Below are 16,765 nucleotides of genomic sequence, written 5' to 3'. Positions count from 1 at the left end.
CTTAGTATCCCGCTCAGGTTTCCAGAACGCGGAGGGAATCGCCCGTGCCTACGTTCAGTCGGTACGCCTCCTCCTCGGTCAGTGTCAGCGTGCCGTCTTCGCTCGGGCCCCGACCGATCCATGCCGCCCGGAAGTCGACCATGCCGGTGGTCGATACCAACCAGCTCGGCCGCTCGCCATGGTCCAGGTCGCGCCCGATCTCGACTTGGCACAGCCGTGAAAGACGTACGGCGCGAACATCGTCGATGTACGCTTCCACCGTGGGGCCGCCATCGAAGATATCGACGTAGCCCTCCCAGCGCAGACCTTCCTTCTTGAGCATCTCCAGCGCCGGGCGGGTGTGCTCGTGAACTTTCCCGATGCAGGCCCGAGCTTCCTCGCTGAGGAACGTGGTATGGATCGGGAATTTGGGCATCAGCTCGCCGATGAAACTCTTCTGGCCCATGCCCGTCAGGCGGTCGGCCTCGTTGAAGTCCATGGGGAAGAAGTGGCTACCCAGACACTGCCAGAACGGGCTGATGCCGTTCTTGTCGAACACACCGCGCATCTCGGCCAGTACCTTGTCCGGGAAACGATCACGGAACTGCGCCATGAATAGCCAACGCGCCTTGGACAACAGCGCACCATTGCGGTCGCGACGGTATTCGGGGCGCAGGTAGAGCGATGCCACCTCAGCATCGCCAGTGTGGTCGGAGCTCAAGAACAGCGTGTCGATGGTTCGATGCAGGTCTAGCTGTACCGACGAGTGCGCCAGCTTGCCTACTCGGTAGTGGTAGAACGGCACTTCACGGCCGACTTGAGCCTCGATAGCGCAGCAGCCGGCCAATTCACCATTGCTCTCGTCTTCCAATACGAAGAAATACAGGCGGTCATCGACCGGCGTGCGCTCCTCGAAGGCGCGTGCCGCGGACTCGATCTTGCCGGCCAGGAATTCTCTGTTGTCAGGCAGCGAAGTGAAGCCGACGCCGGTTTCCTGGGCCAGACGCTGCAGGCCGTCCAGATCGTCGCGGGCGATAGGTCGGATGCGCATCACAGCTCCCCCTCGTCGAAGATATCTTCCCCAATGGGCAGGGCCAGTGGCGCGGCCAGCACCGCCCGGCCTTCCTCGACACCAAGCAGCTCGGCATGCTCCGGTGAGAGCATTAGCTGACCGGTTGGGGAAAGTGCATAGCGGGCCACCACACAGCGGAATCCGTCTAGCTTCTGATTGGCGATCATTGCCGGCTCAGCATCAGGCAATGACGAGGCAGGCCGGACTCGTACCGGATGCCAAGTGCTGCGGCGGAATGTCTGCAGCCGTTCACGCTCGGCCTTGATTACCGGGCCGGCATCGAAGATGTCGACATGCCTTGAGCGAACAAACCCCTCGGCAAGCATCTCATCAAGCGCCGTTTCATGATGCGGATGTTCGCGGCCGATCGCGGCCCGCGCCTGCGGTGTGAGCAACGGCAAGTAGAGGGGAAACTGTGGCATTACCTCGGCGATGAAACTCTTCGAGCGCACGCCAGCCAAGTGATTGATCTCCTGGTAACCACGCACAAAGAAATGGCGGCCAACGCTGTTCCAGAACGGTGACTCGCCATCGCCGTCGAGATAACCGGGGAAGGCGATCGCCAGGATTTCGGCGAAGCGTTCAGGATATTGGGCAATGAACATCAACCGCGCGCGGCGAAGTAGACTCTCGGCGCTGGTGCCCTTGTAACGCGAGTCGAGAGACAGCGCACAGAGCAACGTGGCCTCGGAAACCTCGTGGGACAGGGAGAGCGTCTGCACCTCACGGCGTACATTGAGTTGCTGGGAGGCGTGGATCAGCGTTTCCTGTCGATAAGTGTAGTACGCCTCATGCGCCCCGGCCTGGGCGCGGATAGTGGCAGTGCCCACCACCTCGCCTCGCTCCAAGTCCTCGAGTACGAAGGTGTAACTCTCTTCGCCTGGAAACTCTACCTCGCGCGAAAGCGAACGCTGCGAACGCGAGATGCGTTCTTCCAGCCGGTCACGGTGCGCGGGCAGGTTGGTAAGCCGGGGGGTGGCGGTGCCGGCCAGGCGCTCCAGCCCAGGCAGGTCCGCCGGCTTGGCAGGACGAACGACCAGCATGGTGTTCCCTCTTGTCAGATCCCGATAGCCCCGACTGCGAATGGTTCATTGCAGCCGGGGCAAGTCTCATGCGTTGTCGACGAGACGGGCGACGGCCCGTTCCAGGCGCTGCATGCCTTCGTCGATGTCGGCTTCGGGAATCACCAGCGACGGCGCCAAACGCAGCACGTCGGGACCCGCGATCAGGGCCATCACACCTTCCTCGATGGCCAGCGGCAGGATATCCCGCGCACGGCCTTCGTAATCCGCCGACATCTGCGCGCCGATCAACAGGCCCATGCCGCGAATTTCGCGGAATACGCCATACTTGGCGTTGATGCGTTCCAGATGCTCACGGAAACGCTCGTGACGACGCTGGACGCCCTCGAGAACTTCCGGAGTATCAATGGTTTCGAGCGCTGCCAGAGCAACGGCAGAGGCCAAGGCGTTGCCGCCATAGGTCGATCCGTGGGTGCCCAGGACCAGTACCTTGGCAATGTCATCCTTGGTCAACATCGCGCCAACCGGGAAGCCGCCACCCAGCGACTTGGCACTGGTCAGAATGTCCGGGGTGACGCCGTAGCGCATGTATGCGAACAGGGTGCCGGGACGGCCCATGCCCGACTGCACTTCGTCGAAGACCAGTAGCGCGTTGTGGCGATCGCACAGCTCGCGCAGGCCTTCAAGGAATTCCTGCGTGGCGGGGACGATGCCGCCTTCGCCCTGCATCGGCTCGACGATGATGGCGCAGGTATCGTCATCGATCAGCTCGCGCACGCTATCGAGGTTGTTGAACTCGGCATGCACGATACCACCCGGCACCGGCCCGAAGCCCTGGGAGTACTTGGGCTGGCCACCGACACTGACAGTGAACAGGGTGCGGCCGTGGAATGACTGGCGGAAGGAAATGATCTTGGCCTTGCGCTCGCCGTAGTTGTCATGCGCCCAGCGACGGGCCAGCTTTAAGGCGGCTTCGTTGGCCTCACCACCGGAAGAGCACAGATAAGCCTTGTCGGCGAAGGTGCGCTCGACTAATGCCTTGGCCAGCTTGAGTGCCGGCTCGTTGGTATAGATGTTGGAAAGATGCCAGAGTTTGTCGGCCTGTTCTTTGAGCGCATTGACCAGGGCAGGATGACAATGGCCCAGCGAGTTGACGGCAATGCCACCAGCGAAATCGATGTACTCGCGCCCCTCCTGATCCCACAGGCGGCTCCCCTCGCCTCGCACCGGTATGGTCTTCTGTGGTGCATAGTTAGGCACCATGTAACGGTCGAAATCTTCGCGGGTCGGGGTATAAGCCATGGTGTTCTCCAGCCAGTGGGATTGGTGTCATATGCTCAAGCGGCGGAATGCCATCTCGGCCGTCGTGTATCGCACGATGACACCCGAGTATAAGTGGGGAAAGCAGACATGGCTTTCAGCAATGGGACGACGAATTATGAAAAGCGGCTATCGCCATGAGCTCGTGGCAGTGTCATTTTCAGTACGGAAAAGTGTGATTGGATAGCAGTTGGACGCCAGAGGAGATAACGCCATGCTTAACACCACCGCCTGGAATCGCTTGCGCTATACCCTCTATGCGCCGATATACGACCTTATCGCTGATCGAGCCTTCCGCCGTGCCCGGCGCAAGTCGCTGGAAGCCAACGACTTGCACAGCGGGCAATGCGTGCTAATCGTTGGTGCCGGAACCGGCCTCGACCTGCCCTATCTCCCCCGCGACATCGAACTGCACGGCGCGGATCTTAGCCCGGCCATGGTCAAGCGCTTCCAGGCACGTGCCGACGAGCTTGGCTTCGACTGCCAGGCACGCGTCATGGACGCCGAGTCTCTCGACTACCCCGACAAACACTTCGACATGGTAATCATGCATCTCATCCTGGCAGTGATGCCGCGTCCCGAGCGCGGCCTGGCCGAAGTGCATCGCGTTTTGGCCGATAATGGTCGATTGTCCATCATGGACAAGTTCCAGCCCGATAGTCATTCCTCAGGCTGGGGTCGGCGCGCGCTCAACCTGGCGACCACTGCCATAGCTACCGATATCACCCGGCAGGCCGGCCCCTTGCTACAACAGGCTGGGTTCGTGGTCGAGCAGGACGAACCGGTAATGATGGGCTCGCTGTTTCGGGCACTGGTTGCCAGAAAAGCGACGGCTTACCAGACTGCCTAGAGCATCCGCTCTTCCCGCGGCGTCATGCCGAAATGATTGCGGTAAGCCGTCGAGAAATGCGCTCCCGAGGAAAAGCCCGTTTGTAGGGCGATGTCACCCACGGCCTGGTCGGTCTCGCGCAGTAACTTGCGGGCCTGTTGCAGGCGCAGGCCGAGATAGTAACGACTTGGCACCGCCTGAAGGTACTTCTTGAACAGCCGCTCGAGCTGACGCCGCGAAATCCCTAGATGCTCGGAAAGCTCGTGGGTGGTAAGCGGTTCCTCGATGTTCGATTCCATCAGGGTGACAGCATCGAGCAAGCTCTGCGGCGCGTGGCCAAGCCGCGAACGTAACGGCGCATGCTGGGGCTCGTCGCCCATGCGGATACGTTCACATACGAAGTGCTCTGAAATGCGCTCGGCCAGGCGCTGGCCATGCTGCTGACCGATCAGGGTCATCATCATATCCATCGCCGCCGTGCCACCACCGCAGGTCAACCGATCCCGATCGATCTCGAACAACTGATTCGTCACGCGCACCGTCGGGTGGTTGCGAGCGAATGTCTCGGCATTCTGCCAGGGCAATGTCACGCGATACCCGTCGAGCACCCCGGCGCGGGCCAGGACTTCGGTTCCACCGGCTATGCCGCCCAGGACGATGCCGCGCCCGGCCAAACGTTTCAACCAGTCCAGCAGACCGGCTGGGGTGTGGGTCGTTTGACTGGGAGCACAAACGAACAACAGATCCAGCGCACCGATATCGCCACCGACCGCGCCCTCCGGCGTCAGGGTAAGTTCGGCAGCACTCCTCACTTCACGCGTATCCATACCGAAGGTCATTGAGGTATAAAGCCTTGCCCCGGACAGCCGATTGGCAACGTGCAACGGCTCCAGTGCACACGCCTGTGCGAGCAGGGAAAAGCCCGGCAGCAGCACGAAGCCGACCTGCCGGGCAAATCCAGAGTGAGGAAAAGAAGATGATGCGTCAGGGGGCATCGTGGCTGCCGAGCTCGGCAATGAAGGCGTCAGAGCGTGCGATGGCTGCCTGCATGCGTTGACGTAACGCCGCTACATCACGCTCCAGCCCTTCCACTTCGCCTCGCAGGGCCCCGATTGCGCGAGCGTTGAGGTTGTGCTTGAGGAACAGCATATTGTCGCGCATTGCTAGTAATACCGGCTGCATGCTGTCGGCCGCATCGTGCATGGCTTCGATCATCTCAGCGTAACGCACCCGGGTATCGCGCAACTGCCGCTCGGACAGTCGACGATAGTCGGCACTCTGGTACAGCGAGAGCTCGTCTTCCCACTCGTCGAACAGCGCCTCGGCCACGTCCTCGATACTTTCGATGCGCGCCTCGACACGCTTGGCGGCGGCCTCGCTATCCTCGTACTCAGCGTTCAAGCGGTCGTAGGTCTGCGAGAGCTCGCTCTCGGGCACCTGCACAACCGCCCGAAACTGCTCGAGTGCCGAGGAGAATTGTTCCTGAGCCGCCTGCTGCGCGTCACGGCCCTCCTCGACACGGTCGACCAGCACGTCGCGCTTGTGAATGCCGACCTTTTCCAACGCGCTAAAATAAGCGCTTTGACAGCCGGCCATGCCGACCAGTACGACCAGCAGTAGCGGCCACAGCCAGCCAGCAGCACGCTGATGTCGTGTTCGCCTCGTCATGAGCTTGCCTACGTCTGAATCACAATTGAACGACATCGAAATCCGCGACCGGGTCGGTCTCGGCATCGTAGTCGATGTCATCACGCTTGAAGCCGAACAGCTTCAGGAATTCGTACTTGTAGCCGGCGTAATCGGTGATGTCGAACAGGTTCTCCGTGGTCACTTGCGGCCACAGGTCCTTGCAGGCCTGCTGAACGTCGTCGCGCAGTTCCCAATCGTCGAGGCGCAGGCGGCCGGCCTCATCGGTCTCGGGCGCGCCATCGGCATATAGGCGGTCACGGAACAGACGATTAAGCTGGTCGATGGTGCCTTCGTGCAGGCCCTGCTCCTTCATCACCTTGTATACCATGGCGATGTACAGTGGCATGACCGGAATAGCGGCGCTGGCCTGGGTGACCACCGACTTGAGTACCGCCACGTTGGCGCTACCACCCTTCTCGCTCAGGCGCTTGTCGATCTCGCCAGCGGCGCGATCGAGGTCTTCCTTGGCCTTGCCCAGTGCACCATGCCAGTAGATCGGCCAGGTGATTTCGGTGCCAATGTAGCTGAAGGCCACCGACTTGGCGCCGTCAGCCAGTACGCCGGCCTTATCGAGCGCATCGATCCACAGTTCCCAGTCCTCGCCACCCATGACCTGAATGGTGTCGGCGATTTCCTGTTCGGTAGCGGGCTCGACCTCGGCCTCGATGATCGTATCCTTGTTGGTGTCGATGGCAGTGGCGCGGTAGGTCTCGCCAATCGGCTTGAGCGCTGAGCGCTTGACCTCGCCACTGTCGGGCAGCTTGCGCACCGGCGAGGCCAAGGAGTAGATCACCAGATCGACTTCGCCGAGATCCTGCTTGATGAGCTCAATGGCCTTTTCGCGGGTTTCATGGGCAAAGGCATCGCCGTTGATAGCCTTGCTGTAGAGGCCTTCTTCCTTGGCGTAACGATCAAAGGCAGCGGAGTTGTACCAGCCCGCCGTGCCCGGCTTCTTATCGGTGCCGGGCTTCTCGAAGAATACACCGAGCGTACTGGCTCCATAGCCAAAGGCCGCGGTGACTCGTGCCGCCAGGCCATAGCCACTGGAGGCACCGATCACCAGCACCTTCTTCGGGCCCTTGGCCTTGTCGGCATTGCCGACCGCGGCGCGGGTGGCCTCGATCTGCTCGAGTACGTTCTGTGCGCAGCCAGCGGGGTGGGTAGTGGTGCAGATAAAACCGCGAACCTTGGGTTTGATGATCACGTCAGACCTCGACTTTATATTTACAGATTTTGCTCCCGTAGGATGGCATCGAATCGGGAGCCGCTGATTTGCGGCTATTCTAGCGGCTAGACGATTCCCTGTCCGCCTTGCTTGAGCTCATCCAAACAATGGTCGAAGATGCCGACCTAACCGACAAGTAGCGAGCAAACCGTGGAAGAAATCGAAGCCCTTGTCGCCAGGCGCGGCGAGTTATGGTTAGCACTGGCACCGTTGTGGTTAGACCGCGAGCCGCGCGAAAGCGACTACCAGCACATGATCGAGGTCATCGAGCGTCACGATCTATCCCTTGATCAGTTGGAGTGGATCTTTCGCCTGGAACTTGCGCCAGTGCTCTCACGCCAACAGATGTCCATGACCGGGGGATGGCGCAGCTTCGATGAGAATCGCCTACTGACGCATCTAGTCATCCATTACCGACGCTTGCGCGGCTGGCGCAAGGGATTCTGGATGCTATTTTCGGGGCTTACCACGATGATGACCCGCCATCGTTGGAACCTGCTGATGACGCGCCTGATGGAAGTGCGTGGCGAAACGCCTCCCTGAACGGCATCATGCCGAGAATGGCGTATCCAAGGCTGCCTCCAGCTTGGGTACGATGCGCTGCATACCGTCGCGCGGCGCGAAACGGCAGATGACCTGACCGTCACGCCCCACCAAGAATTTGGTGAAATTCCACTTGATCGGGGTGCTGCCCAGCACACCTGGCGCCTGTTTTCGTAATAGCGTGAACAATGGATGGGCCCGACTGCCGTTGACCCGCACTTTTTCCATGATCGGAAAGGTCACGCCGTAGTTACGCTCACAGAATTCGGCAAAGCTTCGTGCGGATTCGGGAGACTGGTTGGCGAACTGATTGCAGGGAAAGGCCAGTACGGTGAACCCCTGATCCCGATAGCGGCGATAGAGACGTTCGAGCTCGCTGAGTTGCGGCGTGTACCCGCAGCGACTGGCGACATTGACGATCAGCAGTACCTGCCCACGCAGTGCGCGCAGGTTGAAAGGTTCGCCGCTCTGGATGCGACAGTCCTGTGTATAGATTTGCATAACCCGCCGATTCGCTATGGTCCGCCTTGGACGTAAAATATCTCCCGCCCGGTGGTCAGCCGCAAAGATGCCATGTCTCATGATGGCGTGCCAACGACGTTGCCCTTTCGTTGGCGAACGCTTCTGCCGGATTTGCCTATTTCAGCATAGCCCTGCCTGGGTCGCCGAGCACGTTGCGCCAACGCTTGCCGCCCATGGCCAGGTCAACGGGGCTTTCCCATGTCCAGTAGGCCGCGATCAAGCATCATTTCCAGCGCAAGGCGACTGTCCGGTGTGGCTGGCTCGAGAGCCAGCGCCTCGGCCACCGGCAACCACAGCGCATCGGCGACCTCTTCCGGCTGGAGGCACAGCGGGCCATCGTAGTTGGCCAAGAACGCACTGCCGAAAATATGATTACCCTGCTCGGCAAAGCGAAAATCGAAACACGGCTGCAGGCGCACCCTCTCGATGCCCAACTCCTCAGCCAGTTCCCGACGTGCCGCCAGATGTACCGGTTCGCCGGCGCCAACCACGCCACCGGTGGCCAGATCGTAATGCCCCGGGAACACTTCCTTGGTCATCGTACGGACCTGCACGCAGAGCTCATGATGCGCATTAAGGACAAAGACGTAAGTAGCCCGGTGCCAGAAGTGAAAACGCCGCATCATGGCGCGCTCGGCACTACCGCAGGGCCGGTTTGTGGCATCGACGAGTTGGATGCGCTCCTTCTTGATGGGGACGGTGCGATCCATATCGACTGACATGCCGGGCTCCTTGGAATAATACCGGCCCAGCATGCCAGAAAAGCTGCTCATGCGTCATCGTCTCCTGCGACAAGGGCTGAATTGACCGCATGCACACGGGGTTCCATGCTCAAGCTGACAAGGAGACTCGTCATGCACGACCGCGCCCCACGAAGCCGCTTGGCCACACACAGCGTCGACAACCAGCCGCTCCCCCCGCGGGATCGCGACCTGTTGGCTCTTGATCGTCCGCTACGCGAGGCCTTGGCCCGCGAAGCGCCGGCATGGGTCACTCGCCGCCTTGCTCCGTTGGGTACCGCCGTCGGTAGTCGCGAGTTCCAGGCGTTGGGCGAAGAAGCCAACCGCCACTCTCCCGAGCTACGGCAGTTCGACCGCTACGGTCGCCGCCTCGATGAGGTCAGCTACCACCCTGCCTATCACCAACTTATGCACTTGGCATTCGATCATGGCTGGCACACGGTTGCCTGGGAGGAGGAGCAGCGGGGCGGCCACCAGGCGCATGTCGCAGCGCTCTACCTGCTCACCCAGGCCGAGCCGGGCTTCTGCTGTCCAGTGACCATGACGCATGCCGCTGTACCGGCACTACGTCATGAGCCGAACGTCTACAAGGCCTGGTGTTCTCGCCTGCAGGCTTGGGACTATGACCCACGTGCCGTACCCGCCTGGGAAAAACCCGCCGTTACCCTGGGCATGGCGATGACCGAGAAACAGGGGGGAAGCGATGTTCGCGCCAATACTACCCAGGCCGTTCGCGATGAGGGCGGCTATCGCCTGACCGGCCACAAGTGGTTTTGCAGCGCGCCGATGTCGGACGCCTTTCTGACCTTGGCCCAGACCGACGATGGGCTCGGATGCTTTCTGGTGCCCCGCTTCGCCCCCGATGGCGAACGCAATGCCATCGAGTTGCAACGCCTCAAGGATAAGTGCGGCAATCGTGCCAATGCCTCGGCGGAAATAGAGTACTGTGGCGCCTGGGCAGAAGCCATTGGCTCGCCGGATCGGGGTATCGCCAACATCCTTGAGATGGTTCAACAGACCAGGTTAGATGCCGCTACCGCTCCGGCGGGAATGATGCGCCAAGCACTGCTGGAAGCCTGGCTGCATGTTCGTGAGCGCCATGCCTTCGGGCGTCGTCTTGCCGAGCAGCCCTTGATGCGCCGGGTGATCGCCGACCTTGCTCTGGAAGCCGAAGCCAGCCTGGCACTGGCAATGCGTACCGCTCGTGCCTACGATACTCCGCACGTCCCTCATGAACTCGCTCTGGCCCGCCTTCTGCCGGCGCTCGCAAAATACTGGCACAACAAGCGAGGCCCCGGTTTCATGGCCGAGGCCATGGAGTGCCTGGGAGGCATCGGCTATGTCGAGGAAACACCTCTCGCCCGCCTGTATCGCGAGGCGCCGGTCAATTCCATCTGGGAGGGCTCAGGCAATGTGATCTGCCTGGATGTCCTGCGTATCCTGGGGCGTCATCCCGAGTGTATCGATGCGTTTCGTGCCGAGCTGGCCACGGCACGCGGCCATTCGAACCACTATGACCAGTCGCTGGCGCAACTCGACACACTGCTGCATCGCCCCAAGGACGAGATCGAAGCCAATGCTCGCTGGCTTACCCAGCGTATGGCCCAGTGCCTGCAAGCCGCGATACTGCTGCGCCATGCGCCCGAGGCAGTGGCACAGACTTTCTGTCGCAGCCGACTGGGCCACGACGCCAGTCCCGTTTATGGCGTGCTACCCTTCAATGCACCGCTCGACGCTATTCTTTCACGTATCGTGCCCTGACAAGCCGGCACATCTTTCACTGCCTTGAACCAGACATGATCCGCTCACTCGCGATGCTCCTGTTGGCCTTATCGATCATGGCCGAGCCGACACGATTGCTGGCACAGCCCGACACGACCGGCCGGAACGGTATCCATATCACTAGCGCTTTCGCCATGTCGACGCCGCCAGGTGCCCCGACTGGCGCCGCCTACCTCACCATCGGCGCCAGACAGCACTCGGTGATCCTGACCGGGGCTCGATCACCAATCAGCGAGGCGGTGGAATTGCATGACATGTCAATGCACAACGGGATGATGCGCATGCGGCATATTAAAAACCTTGAGATCGCCGCAGGGGACAGCGTGGAGATGCGCCCCGGGAATGGCGTGCACCTAATGTTGATTGGATTGAAGCACGCGCTCAAGCCGGGAGACAGACTTCCACTGACGCTGGAATTCCAGCATCACCCTTCACTGGAAATCGATGTTCAGGTACAGGGCAACAACACCGGACAGAAGACGAACGAGCCTCACCGGCACTAGGGACCGAGCAACACTCGCAATGCCAGGGCGAGCAGTAACACCCCGGTGATTCGATTGATCCAATGAGCGCGCGCCTGTAGCCAGGGCATCACCCGGGAATGCGACAGCGCCACAGCGACCAGCACATACCAGGCGCCGTCGATTAATGTTGCCGTCGCGACGATGATCGCCTTTGCCATCCATCCCATGTCGGCACTGACGAACTGGCTGAGCAGCGCGACGAAGAACAGGATCAGCTTGGGATTGGCCAAGGCAACCAGCACACCGTCACGCGCGGCCTGGACCGGGTTGGTAATGACGGCTTGGGCTTCCAGCGCACCGCCACGTCCGGCACCCAGCGCCTTGATCCCCAGCCAGGCCAGATAGGCAGCGCCGGCCCAGGTAATCATATTAAATAGCATGGGCTGATGCGTGATCACGGCGCCTAGCCCCCAGACCGTCAGTAGGGCATAGAACCCGACCCCCAACGCATGACTAAGCCCAGCCACGACGCCGGGTGTACGACCGCCTCCCAATGTATGCCGCAGGACCATCGCCAGGCTAGGCCCCGGCGACATGGCTCCCATCGCACAGACTGCGGCCAGCGACAGCCATAGTGTTAGCGGCATACCTTTCCTCTATAGACTCGGCTAGCGATGATACTGCTTGGCGGCTTCCGGCTGCCAAAGGATGGCATCGACTCGCAGGCGCGTCGGGCGCCCGTCGGGCAACAGCCAGTCGATGGACTCGCCTACGCGTAACCCCAACAGGGCAGCACCGACCGGCGCCAGAATTGAAAGTCCATCCGGCGTCTCAGCCAACGCATGCGGATAGACAAGGGTGCGTGTAATGGCGTTGCCGTAGGTCAGTTCGGTAAAGCGAAATTGACTGTTCATACTGATCACATCTGCCGGCATTTCTTCGGGATCGAAGATTTCGGCACGCAGCAGTTCGGCCTGTAGAATCTCGGCAACGGAACGGTTGTGTTTATCACAGGTGTCGATCAGGTGTTGGACACGTTCGGCATCCAGCCGATTCATGACAAGCATCGGGCGCGGCATCAGAGACTCCTTCTCTTTGGCCATGCGCAATCGCGCAGAAAAAACAGTCCTTCATGCGTTTTCACGAAGGACTGTCAGCTTTTCGATAATAGCGCCTCTTACCCCCGACGGTAAGAGCAAGCATCTTCGACTAAAGGCTAAATCCCGCAAGACAAAGATGTCGCAACGAAAAAAAGCCCGGGGACGCGAGGTCACCGGGCAAATGCAAATGCGGGATACAGCTAGGCCATCTTACGACGGCTCTCTTGCTGCCCATCGAAAAAGGAAAAGACGATTTAGACGCTTTATTAGCATCATGTGAAGATTTTGAGTCTGAATTATTACCGAAAAGCGCTTTTTCGCTGGCAACTTCACTGTTGCTTCCACGAAGTGGATCAGCTCTATCCTTGGCCACGTAAGACATCCTTTTCATCATCGGCAGCTAGCGCGAATTCTTGATGAGGCCAGCAAAACCCTGCCTCTGCAGGCTGCCTGCACTGATGACACTCCAAGCATGACAAGACGGCGCGTGTCGTCTACCTTGACACCCTAGCGGAAGGATACCGTACTAAGCCGTAATGGCGCCTTAAGAAGCAAAGGAGATGAACGAAATGGATTTCGCGAACAAAAGAACCTTGGAAATACCGCAGTGGTGGCTGAAACCTCGTGTGAGCCAACTGGCTGAAGGTGTCACATGCCATGTGATCGATCGAAACTCTCCAGTCTCCAAGGAAGGCAACGTGACGAAGCTTGCGTACTATCAGCTGCGTGTTGATGAAGTGGGCCACGATACTTGCCGCTGCACTGTTTCCAAGCGGATGAATTGAGCCTCACACGCTTATCTGCATAACAGCCCGGTAACGCACCGGGCTGATCCATCATGGCCCTACCTTCACCGTTGCGAGCAGCGCAGCTTAGCTTCCTCCCCCTCCGCCGTACCCTTCGGTTCCGTTGTGCTGTCCCCTTAAGCACAAGTTCCCTTCGCCATTGGCCGACGCGATTACAACTGCCTAGTTGTTCCATGCTATTGCGCCTCCGTTATCGATATACAGAGATACAGAAACGTTAATCATAAGCTCACTCAACGTGCCCATTTCTGGACTGCATAGATTCAAAGCGCTATAGGCACCAAAGGAGCAGGTTATTTTCCTTGAATGTAACGCGATGTGTACTAATGTATAGAAAAGGCACGGAAAGCCTTTGTGAAACACGGAGGAGTACCTTATGGACAAGACACAGAGAACGGCACATTCAATTCGCGTTTGGTTGGGTATCGACAGGATTTCCCGGGCAGACCATTCCATTGCAACAGCCCGCCGCAGCCTCGACGATGGACCACTGAGTGTTGAACAGGCTGCCAATGCACGACGGGAAGCGGAATACGTGGCCCGGCGTAATGGAATCAAGGAACCGCTTCTGCAGCTATGGAAAGTGGTGCACTAAATGTTCGGTGCCGCATGGCCTGGCTCACCAAGTGAAGGTGGCCAGGCCATGCACCTCACCTAATTCAAGGGCCGATGCGCTGCCCCGCACCCTTTCATCAAACTACGAGGGCCGACATTTGCCGGCCCTCGTCATAGTTATATAGCGGCTCTATCCGTTACGGGCTCAAGGGCTGGTCGTCGAACCGATACCAGCGCCTTGCTCTCGGCAATAACTGCCCGTTCAGCTTCCTGCGCACGCCTTTCACCTCTTCCCCATGTTCTAGAGTCGTCCCTTGCCTCAACGGAGCCTTCCTGTAGCCAGGCAGATGCTGCTGTGACAAGGCATGCTTGATTAGCGCCAAGTCACGTTTGGAGTCGGTCTCCATGAACTGGGCCAGCATACGTGCCGCTTCCTCACGGACGAATTCGTAGATGTACTCGTCATAAGTCGTGATCAGGGATCGGCAGTAACGACAGGTCAGCGCATCGGCAGGTGCAGGGTCGCCTTTCCAGAAATTGGTGCCTTGGCAATGGGGGCAAGTGACTGAGCGTGAAAGATTAAACATAAGGCCTCCTGCCTTTTGTGTTGTTATCGAAACGTAACGTACCACTGCCACATCGACACCGGTATCCCCCTTAAACAGGCTTTGGCAAACCCTGCTTTCTCTTGACCGGGACCATACCGAAGCATGAGAAGATACACCCTGAAGCGTGCGTAAGCGGCAATGTGACTCGCGTTCGCCTTTCGGGTAAGATGGGTCTCGTTTTTTGGGGAGTAGCCTGCTTCCGCCAAGGAAGTCCCCGTGTCAACACAGTCGGCATTTGCCGTGGCACGGGTGGCCGCAAGGTTGGCGAGACCAATGACATGCCCGCGCTCTAGCCGGTGGCGCGCTTGTCATTGACTCGTATCACCGGCGCGGGCGCCTGCCAATGTCCCTGTTTTCTACCTTCCTTTTAGCCTTCTCGATGTCTAGCGATGCCTTTGTGGCTTCGTTGAGCAAAGGCGCTACGCTTCATCGTCCCCGCTTCGCAGAAGCTCTGCGTACCGGCATGATCTTTGGCGTCGTTGAAACGGTAACGCCACTGGTGGGGTGGGCGCTTGGCCTATCGATGGCGCAGTATGTCGCCGCGTGGGACCACTGGATCGCGTTCACGCTGTTGCTGATGCTGGGCGGTCACATGATCCTTGAGGGGCTGCAGCGGGATACAGCTACCCCACAGCCCAGGACTTCGCGTCACTCCTCCCTACGCTTGGTCCTCACAGCCTTCTCGACCAGCATCGATGCGTTGGCGGTCGGTGTCGGCCTGGCTTTCATGGACGTTCATATCGTCTGGACGGCGCTGGCCATTGGCATGGCGACACTATGCATGACGACGCTCGGCGTCATGCTGGGGCGTGTACTAGGAACGATTGTCGGAAAACGGACTGAGATTGTAGGAGGGATCATTTTGATTGGCATTGGCTCGACGATTCTTGTCGAGCATCTGGGCCTGCTCGCCTGAGCCAACCTAGGCACGTCTAGCCTGGTGTCGTCAGACTTGACGTGCTTGGGCACGGCTAATCAGGCACTCAAGCGCTGCTCTGGCTCGGCCAGTACACGCTTGAGATAGGCCAGATCATCGGCAGTACGTGCTTCAGTGAACTGCGCCAGTAACTGCTCAGCTTCGTGTTGAATAGCGCTCCGGATGTAATCGTCATACGTCGTTACGAAGTTTTCGCAATAACGACAATGTAGGGCCGAGGTGGGGTCCGGGTTGCCTTTCCAGTAATTGGTGCCGGAACATGTAGGGCACGTAACTTGCCTAGAGCGATTTAGCATATGGCCTCCTGCCAGATGTATTTTCCTGATCTTTCCGTGACCAGGTAGAGTTAGCGCAGCCAGTCGATACGGCTGCTAACAAATGCCTAGCATAAAGCAAAATTCTTCATGTACAAGCCGAGTACAACCAAAGCATACACGACAGAATCCTAAATTTCTTTCTAAAACAATTTTTTACGCACAATCAAGGGAATGCTCCTTGAGTCATGGCCTGCTGAGTCTTATACGACAGGGAGGTGGCATGTCATGGAAAGGAATACTTTTCAGCAAACCTTGCTTGGGATGCATGCCCTGTAATGTTAGGGTACGCCGCTCGATTAGGAGACCACATGAGCATAACCGACGAATTGAAATCTGCCATCACTGAGTACCGCTTGGCGGAGCGACGCTATCCTGAGTCCATTACCGTCACTCCGGTCAAGATGGCCGAACTGATGCAGCATAGCTTGGAACAGGCCAAGACCACGATGGCGGATACCGACCCCAACCTCTTCATGGGGGTCGAGATACAGGTGAACCCCGACCAGGACGAACCCATCGTAGTTCAGCGCTAGATATGCGTTAACGCTGTCTTGTTCCCACCGGCGGCATGGCTCTGAAGCCAGAGCGTTGAGCGTTTTGGCTTCAGGGACGGTCATGGCACTGGACACAACTTAAATGAAAAGTGACCGCCTGGACCAAACCAAATAAGGAGCGCCTATCCCACTTAACGAAGTGCTCAGTGAGTGGAAAAGGACTTTTACACCGAGTTCACGCTGAAAGCCATGTACAACTACCGCCCGTATGATTCGGGCGAACTGAATCGTACTAATTAGCAAACCAAAGTGAGCAGGAGCCGGTGTGGTAACTGCTGGGGTAACGTGCCACGGAGCGTTTGTACCAAGCCTGAGTTAAATATTTCTGCCGTGGTTACCGCGCATCCTTGAAACTATGCCAAGCCTTTCTTGTACTTCTCAGGATCCACAGATTGCTCTTCTTTCCCCCAACGAAAAAACCCCAGCCGGCTGGCTGGGGTTTTCGAAAAGATGCCTGACGATGACCTACTCTCGCATGGGGAGGCCCCACACTACCATCGGCGCTGAGCGGTTTCACTGCTGAGTTCGGCATGGGGTCAGGTGGGACCCGCTCGCTATGGTCGTCAGGCGTAACTGTGGCATGCTGCGCGTGGCGCAGCACCCGGAAACGGTGCACTTTACAACGTGATCAAGCTGACTGGCGATACGACTCGCGTATCCGTATGTCGTGGCGACCACTACCCGGGCCTCTCAAGGCCCCT

At 59.0% G+C, this 16,765-nt stretch carries 20 protein-coding genes, 1 rRNA gene and 1 riboswitch; of the genes, 8 read left to right on the top strand and 13 right to left on the bottom strand.

Features of this window, described 5'->3' with window-relative positions:
• Positions 1–13 precede the first annotated feature (13 nt).
• From astA (F568_RS0113735) to F568_RS0113725, 3 genes are all read right to left on the bottom strand, one after another.
• Complete coding sequence (gene astA / locus F568_RS0113735; protein WP_019019317.1) at positions 14–1,030, bottom strand: arginine N-succinyltransferase; 1,017 nt, start codon at positions 1,028–1,030, stop codon at positions 14–16.
• On the bottom strand, positions 1,030–2,094 hold the full coding sequence (gene astA, locus F568_RS0113730) for an arginine N-succinyltransferase (RefSeq protein WP_019019316.1): 1,065 nt from the start codon (positions 2,092–2,094) through the stop codon (positions 1,030–1,032). The genes astA (F568_RS0113735) and astA (F568_RS0113730) overlap by 1 nt, the downstream gene beginning before the upstream one ends.
• A 66-nt stretch (positions 2,095–2,160) precedes the next feature.
• On the bottom strand, positions 2,161–3,375 hold the full coding sequence (locus F568_RS0113725) for an aspartate aminotransferase family protein (protein WP_019019315.1): 1,215 nt from the start codon (positions 3,373–3,375) through the stop codon (positions 2,161–2,163).
• A gap of 232 nt (positions 3,376–3,607) precedes the next feature.
• Between F568_RS0113725 and F568_RS0113720 the strand changes: the two genes are divergently transcribed.
• Positions 3,608–4,243: a class I SAM-dependent methyltransferase gene (locus F568_RS0113720; RefSeq protein WP_019019314.1), complete on the top strand. Its 636-nt coding sequence runs from the start codon at positions 3,608–3,610 to the stop codon at positions 4,241–4,243.
• Here the strand turns inward: F568_RS0113720 and F568_RS0113715 are convergent.
• From F568_RS0113715 to fabV, 3 genes are read right to left on the bottom strand one after another with little or no spacing between them, the layout of a single operon-like run.
• The gene (locus F568_RS0113715; RefSeq protein WP_189459579.1) at positions 4,240–5,217 is read right to left on the bottom strand and encodes a GlxA family transcriptional regulator; all 978 of its coding nucleotides are present in this window, start codon (positions 5,215–5,217) and stop codon (positions 4,240–4,242) included. The two genes, F568_RS0113720 and F568_RS0113715, sit on opposite strands and share 4 nt — an antisense overlap.
• A complete protein-coding gene (locus tag F568_RS0113710; RefSeq protein WP_019019312.1) occupies positions 5,207–5,890 on the bottom strand; it encodes a DUF2959 domain-containing protein in 684 nt (227 codons plus the stop codon). Before F568_RS0113710 ends, F568_RS0113715 begins: the two co-directional genes overlap by 11 nt.
• Before the next feature lie 19 nt (positions 5,891–5,909).
• Positions 5,910–7,115 carry an enoyl-ACP reductase FabV gene (gene fabV, locus F568_RS0113705; protein WP_019019311.1) on the bottom strand — a complete coding sequence of 402 codons (1,206 nt, stop codon included), beginning with the start codon at positions 7,113–7,115 and terminating at the stop codon, positions 5,910–5,912.
• A gap of 171 nt (positions 7,116–7,286) precedes the next feature.
• Between fabV and F568_RS0113700 the strand changes: the two genes are divergently transcribed.
• A complete protein-coding gene (locus F568_RS0113700; RefSeq protein ID WP_019019310.1) occupies positions 7,287–7,679 on the top strand; it encodes a DUF7079 family protein in 393 nt (130 codons plus the stop codon).
• A gap of 6 nt (positions 7,680–7,685) precedes the next feature.
• Here the strand turns inward: F568_RS0113700 and F568_RS0113695 are convergent, their stop codons facing one another.
• On the bottom strand, positions 7,686–8,180 hold the full coding sequence (locus F568_RS0113695; protein ID WP_019019309.1) for a glutathione peroxidase: 495 nt from the start codon (positions 8,178–8,180) through the stop codon (positions 7,686–7,688).
• Positions 8,181–8,383: 203 nt separating this feature from the next.
• Complete coding sequence (locus tag F568_RS0113690) at positions 8,384–8,974, bottom strand: NUDIX hydrolase (RefSeq protein ID WP_019019308.1); 591 nt, start codon at positions 8,972–8,974, stop codon at positions 8,384–8,386.
• A gap of 81 nt (positions 8,975–9,055) precedes the next feature.
• On the opposite strand from F568_RS0113690, the gene F568_RS0113685 reads away from it, so the two are divergent.
• A complete protein-coding gene (locus F568_RS0113685; RefSeq protein WP_019019307.1) occupies positions 9,056–10,702 on the top strand; it encodes an acyl-CoA dehydrogenase family protein in 1,647 nt (548 codons plus the stop codon).
• 35 nt (positions 10,703–10,737) lie between these two features.
• The gene (locus F568_RS22905; RefSeq protein WP_019019306.1) at positions 10,738–11,226 is read left to right on the top strand and encodes a copper chaperone PCu(A)C; all 489 of its coding nucleotides are present in this window, start codon (positions 10,738–10,740) and stop codon (positions 11,224–11,226) included.
• Here F568_RS22905 and F568_RS0113675 read toward each other — a convergent pair.
• Positions 11,223–11,834, bottom strand: coding sequence for a LysE family translocator (locus tag F568_RS0113675; RefSeq protein ID WP_019019305.1), 612 nt, complete (start codon positions 11,832–11,834; stop codon positions 11,223–11,225). The two genes, F568_RS22905 and F568_RS0113675, sit on opposite strands and share 4 nt — an antisense overlap.
• A gap of 21 nt (positions 11,835–11,855) precedes the next feature.
• Positions 11,856–12,269 (bottom strand): nucleoside diphosphate kinase regulator, encoded by a 414-nt coding sequence (gene rnk / locus F568_RS0113670; RefSeq protein WP_156817450.1) that lies wholly within the window; start codon positions 12,267–12,269, stop codon positions 11,856–11,858.
• Between the two features lie 587 nt (positions 12,270–12,856).
• Here rnk and F568_RS0113665 point away from each other — a divergent pair.
• Both F568_RS0113665 and F568_RS0113660 read left to right on the top strand, forming a co-directional pair.
• Positions 12,857–13,072, top strand: coding sequence for a hypothetical protein (locus F568_RS0113665; protein ID WP_019019303.1), 216 nt, complete (start codon positions 12,857–12,859; stop codon positions 13,070–13,072).
• A 397-nt stretch (positions 13,073–13,469) separates the two neighbouring features.
• Positions 13,470–13,688 (top strand): hypothetical protein, encoded by a 219-nt coding sequence (locus F568_RS0113660; RefSeq protein WP_019019302.1) that lies wholly within the window; start codon positions 13,470–13,472, stop codon positions 13,686–13,688.
• A 157-nt stretch (positions 13,689–13,845) separates the two neighbouring features.
• Here the strand turns inward: F568_RS0113660 and F568_RS25760 are convergent, their stop codons facing one another.
• A complete protein-coding gene (locus F568_RS25760) occupies positions 13,846–14,235 on the bottom strand; it encodes a hypothetical protein (protein ID WP_019019301.1) in 390 nt (129 codons plus the stop codon).
• 202 nt (positions 14,236–14,437) lie between these two features.
• Positions 14,438–14,595: riboswitch (yybP-ykoY riboswitch) on the top strand.
• A 4-nt stretch (positions 14,596–14,599) separates the two neighbouring features.
• On the opposite strand from F568_RS25760, the gene mntP reads away from it, so the two are divergent.
• Positions 14,600–15,172, top strand: coding sequence for a manganese efflux pump MntP (gene mntP, locus F568_RS0113650; RefSeq protein ID WP_019019300.1), 573 nt, complete (start codon positions 14,600–14,602; stop codon positions 15,170–15,172).
• 59 nt (positions 15,173–15,231) lie between these two features.
• Here mntP and F568_RS0113645 read toward each other — a convergent pair whose 3' ends face one another.
• Positions 15,232–15,489 (bottom strand): hypothetical protein, encoded by a 258-nt coding sequence (locus tag F568_RS0113645; RefSeq protein WP_019019299.1) that lies wholly within the window; start codon positions 15,487–15,489, stop codon positions 15,232–15,234.
• A 329-nt stretch (positions 15,490–15,818) separates the two neighbouring features.
• Here F568_RS0113645 and F568_RS0113640 point away from each other — a divergent pair, with 329 nt between their 5' ends.
• Positions 15,819–16,043 (top strand): hypothetical protein, encoded by a 225-nt coding sequence (locus F568_RS0113640; protein WP_019019298.1) that lies wholly within the window; start codon positions 15,819–15,821, stop codon positions 16,041–16,043.
• A 473-nt stretch (positions 16,044–16,516) separates the two neighbouring features.
• Here F568_RS0113640 and rrf read toward each other — a convergent pair.
• Positions 16,517–16,632 (bottom strand): 5S ribosomal RNA (rrf, locus tag F568_RS0113630).
• Positions 16,633–16,765: the final 133 nt, after the last annotated feature.

It is taken from the genome of Modicisalibacter luteus DSM 23508, from assembly GCF_000378505.1.
Lineage (GTDB): Bacteria > Pseudomonadota > Gammaproteobacteria > Pseudomonadales > Halomonadaceae > Modicisalibacter > Modicisalibacter luteus.
The sequence above is the reverse complement of the archived record's forward strand: the minus strand, read 5'-3'. Positions and strand labels throughout refer to the sequence as shown.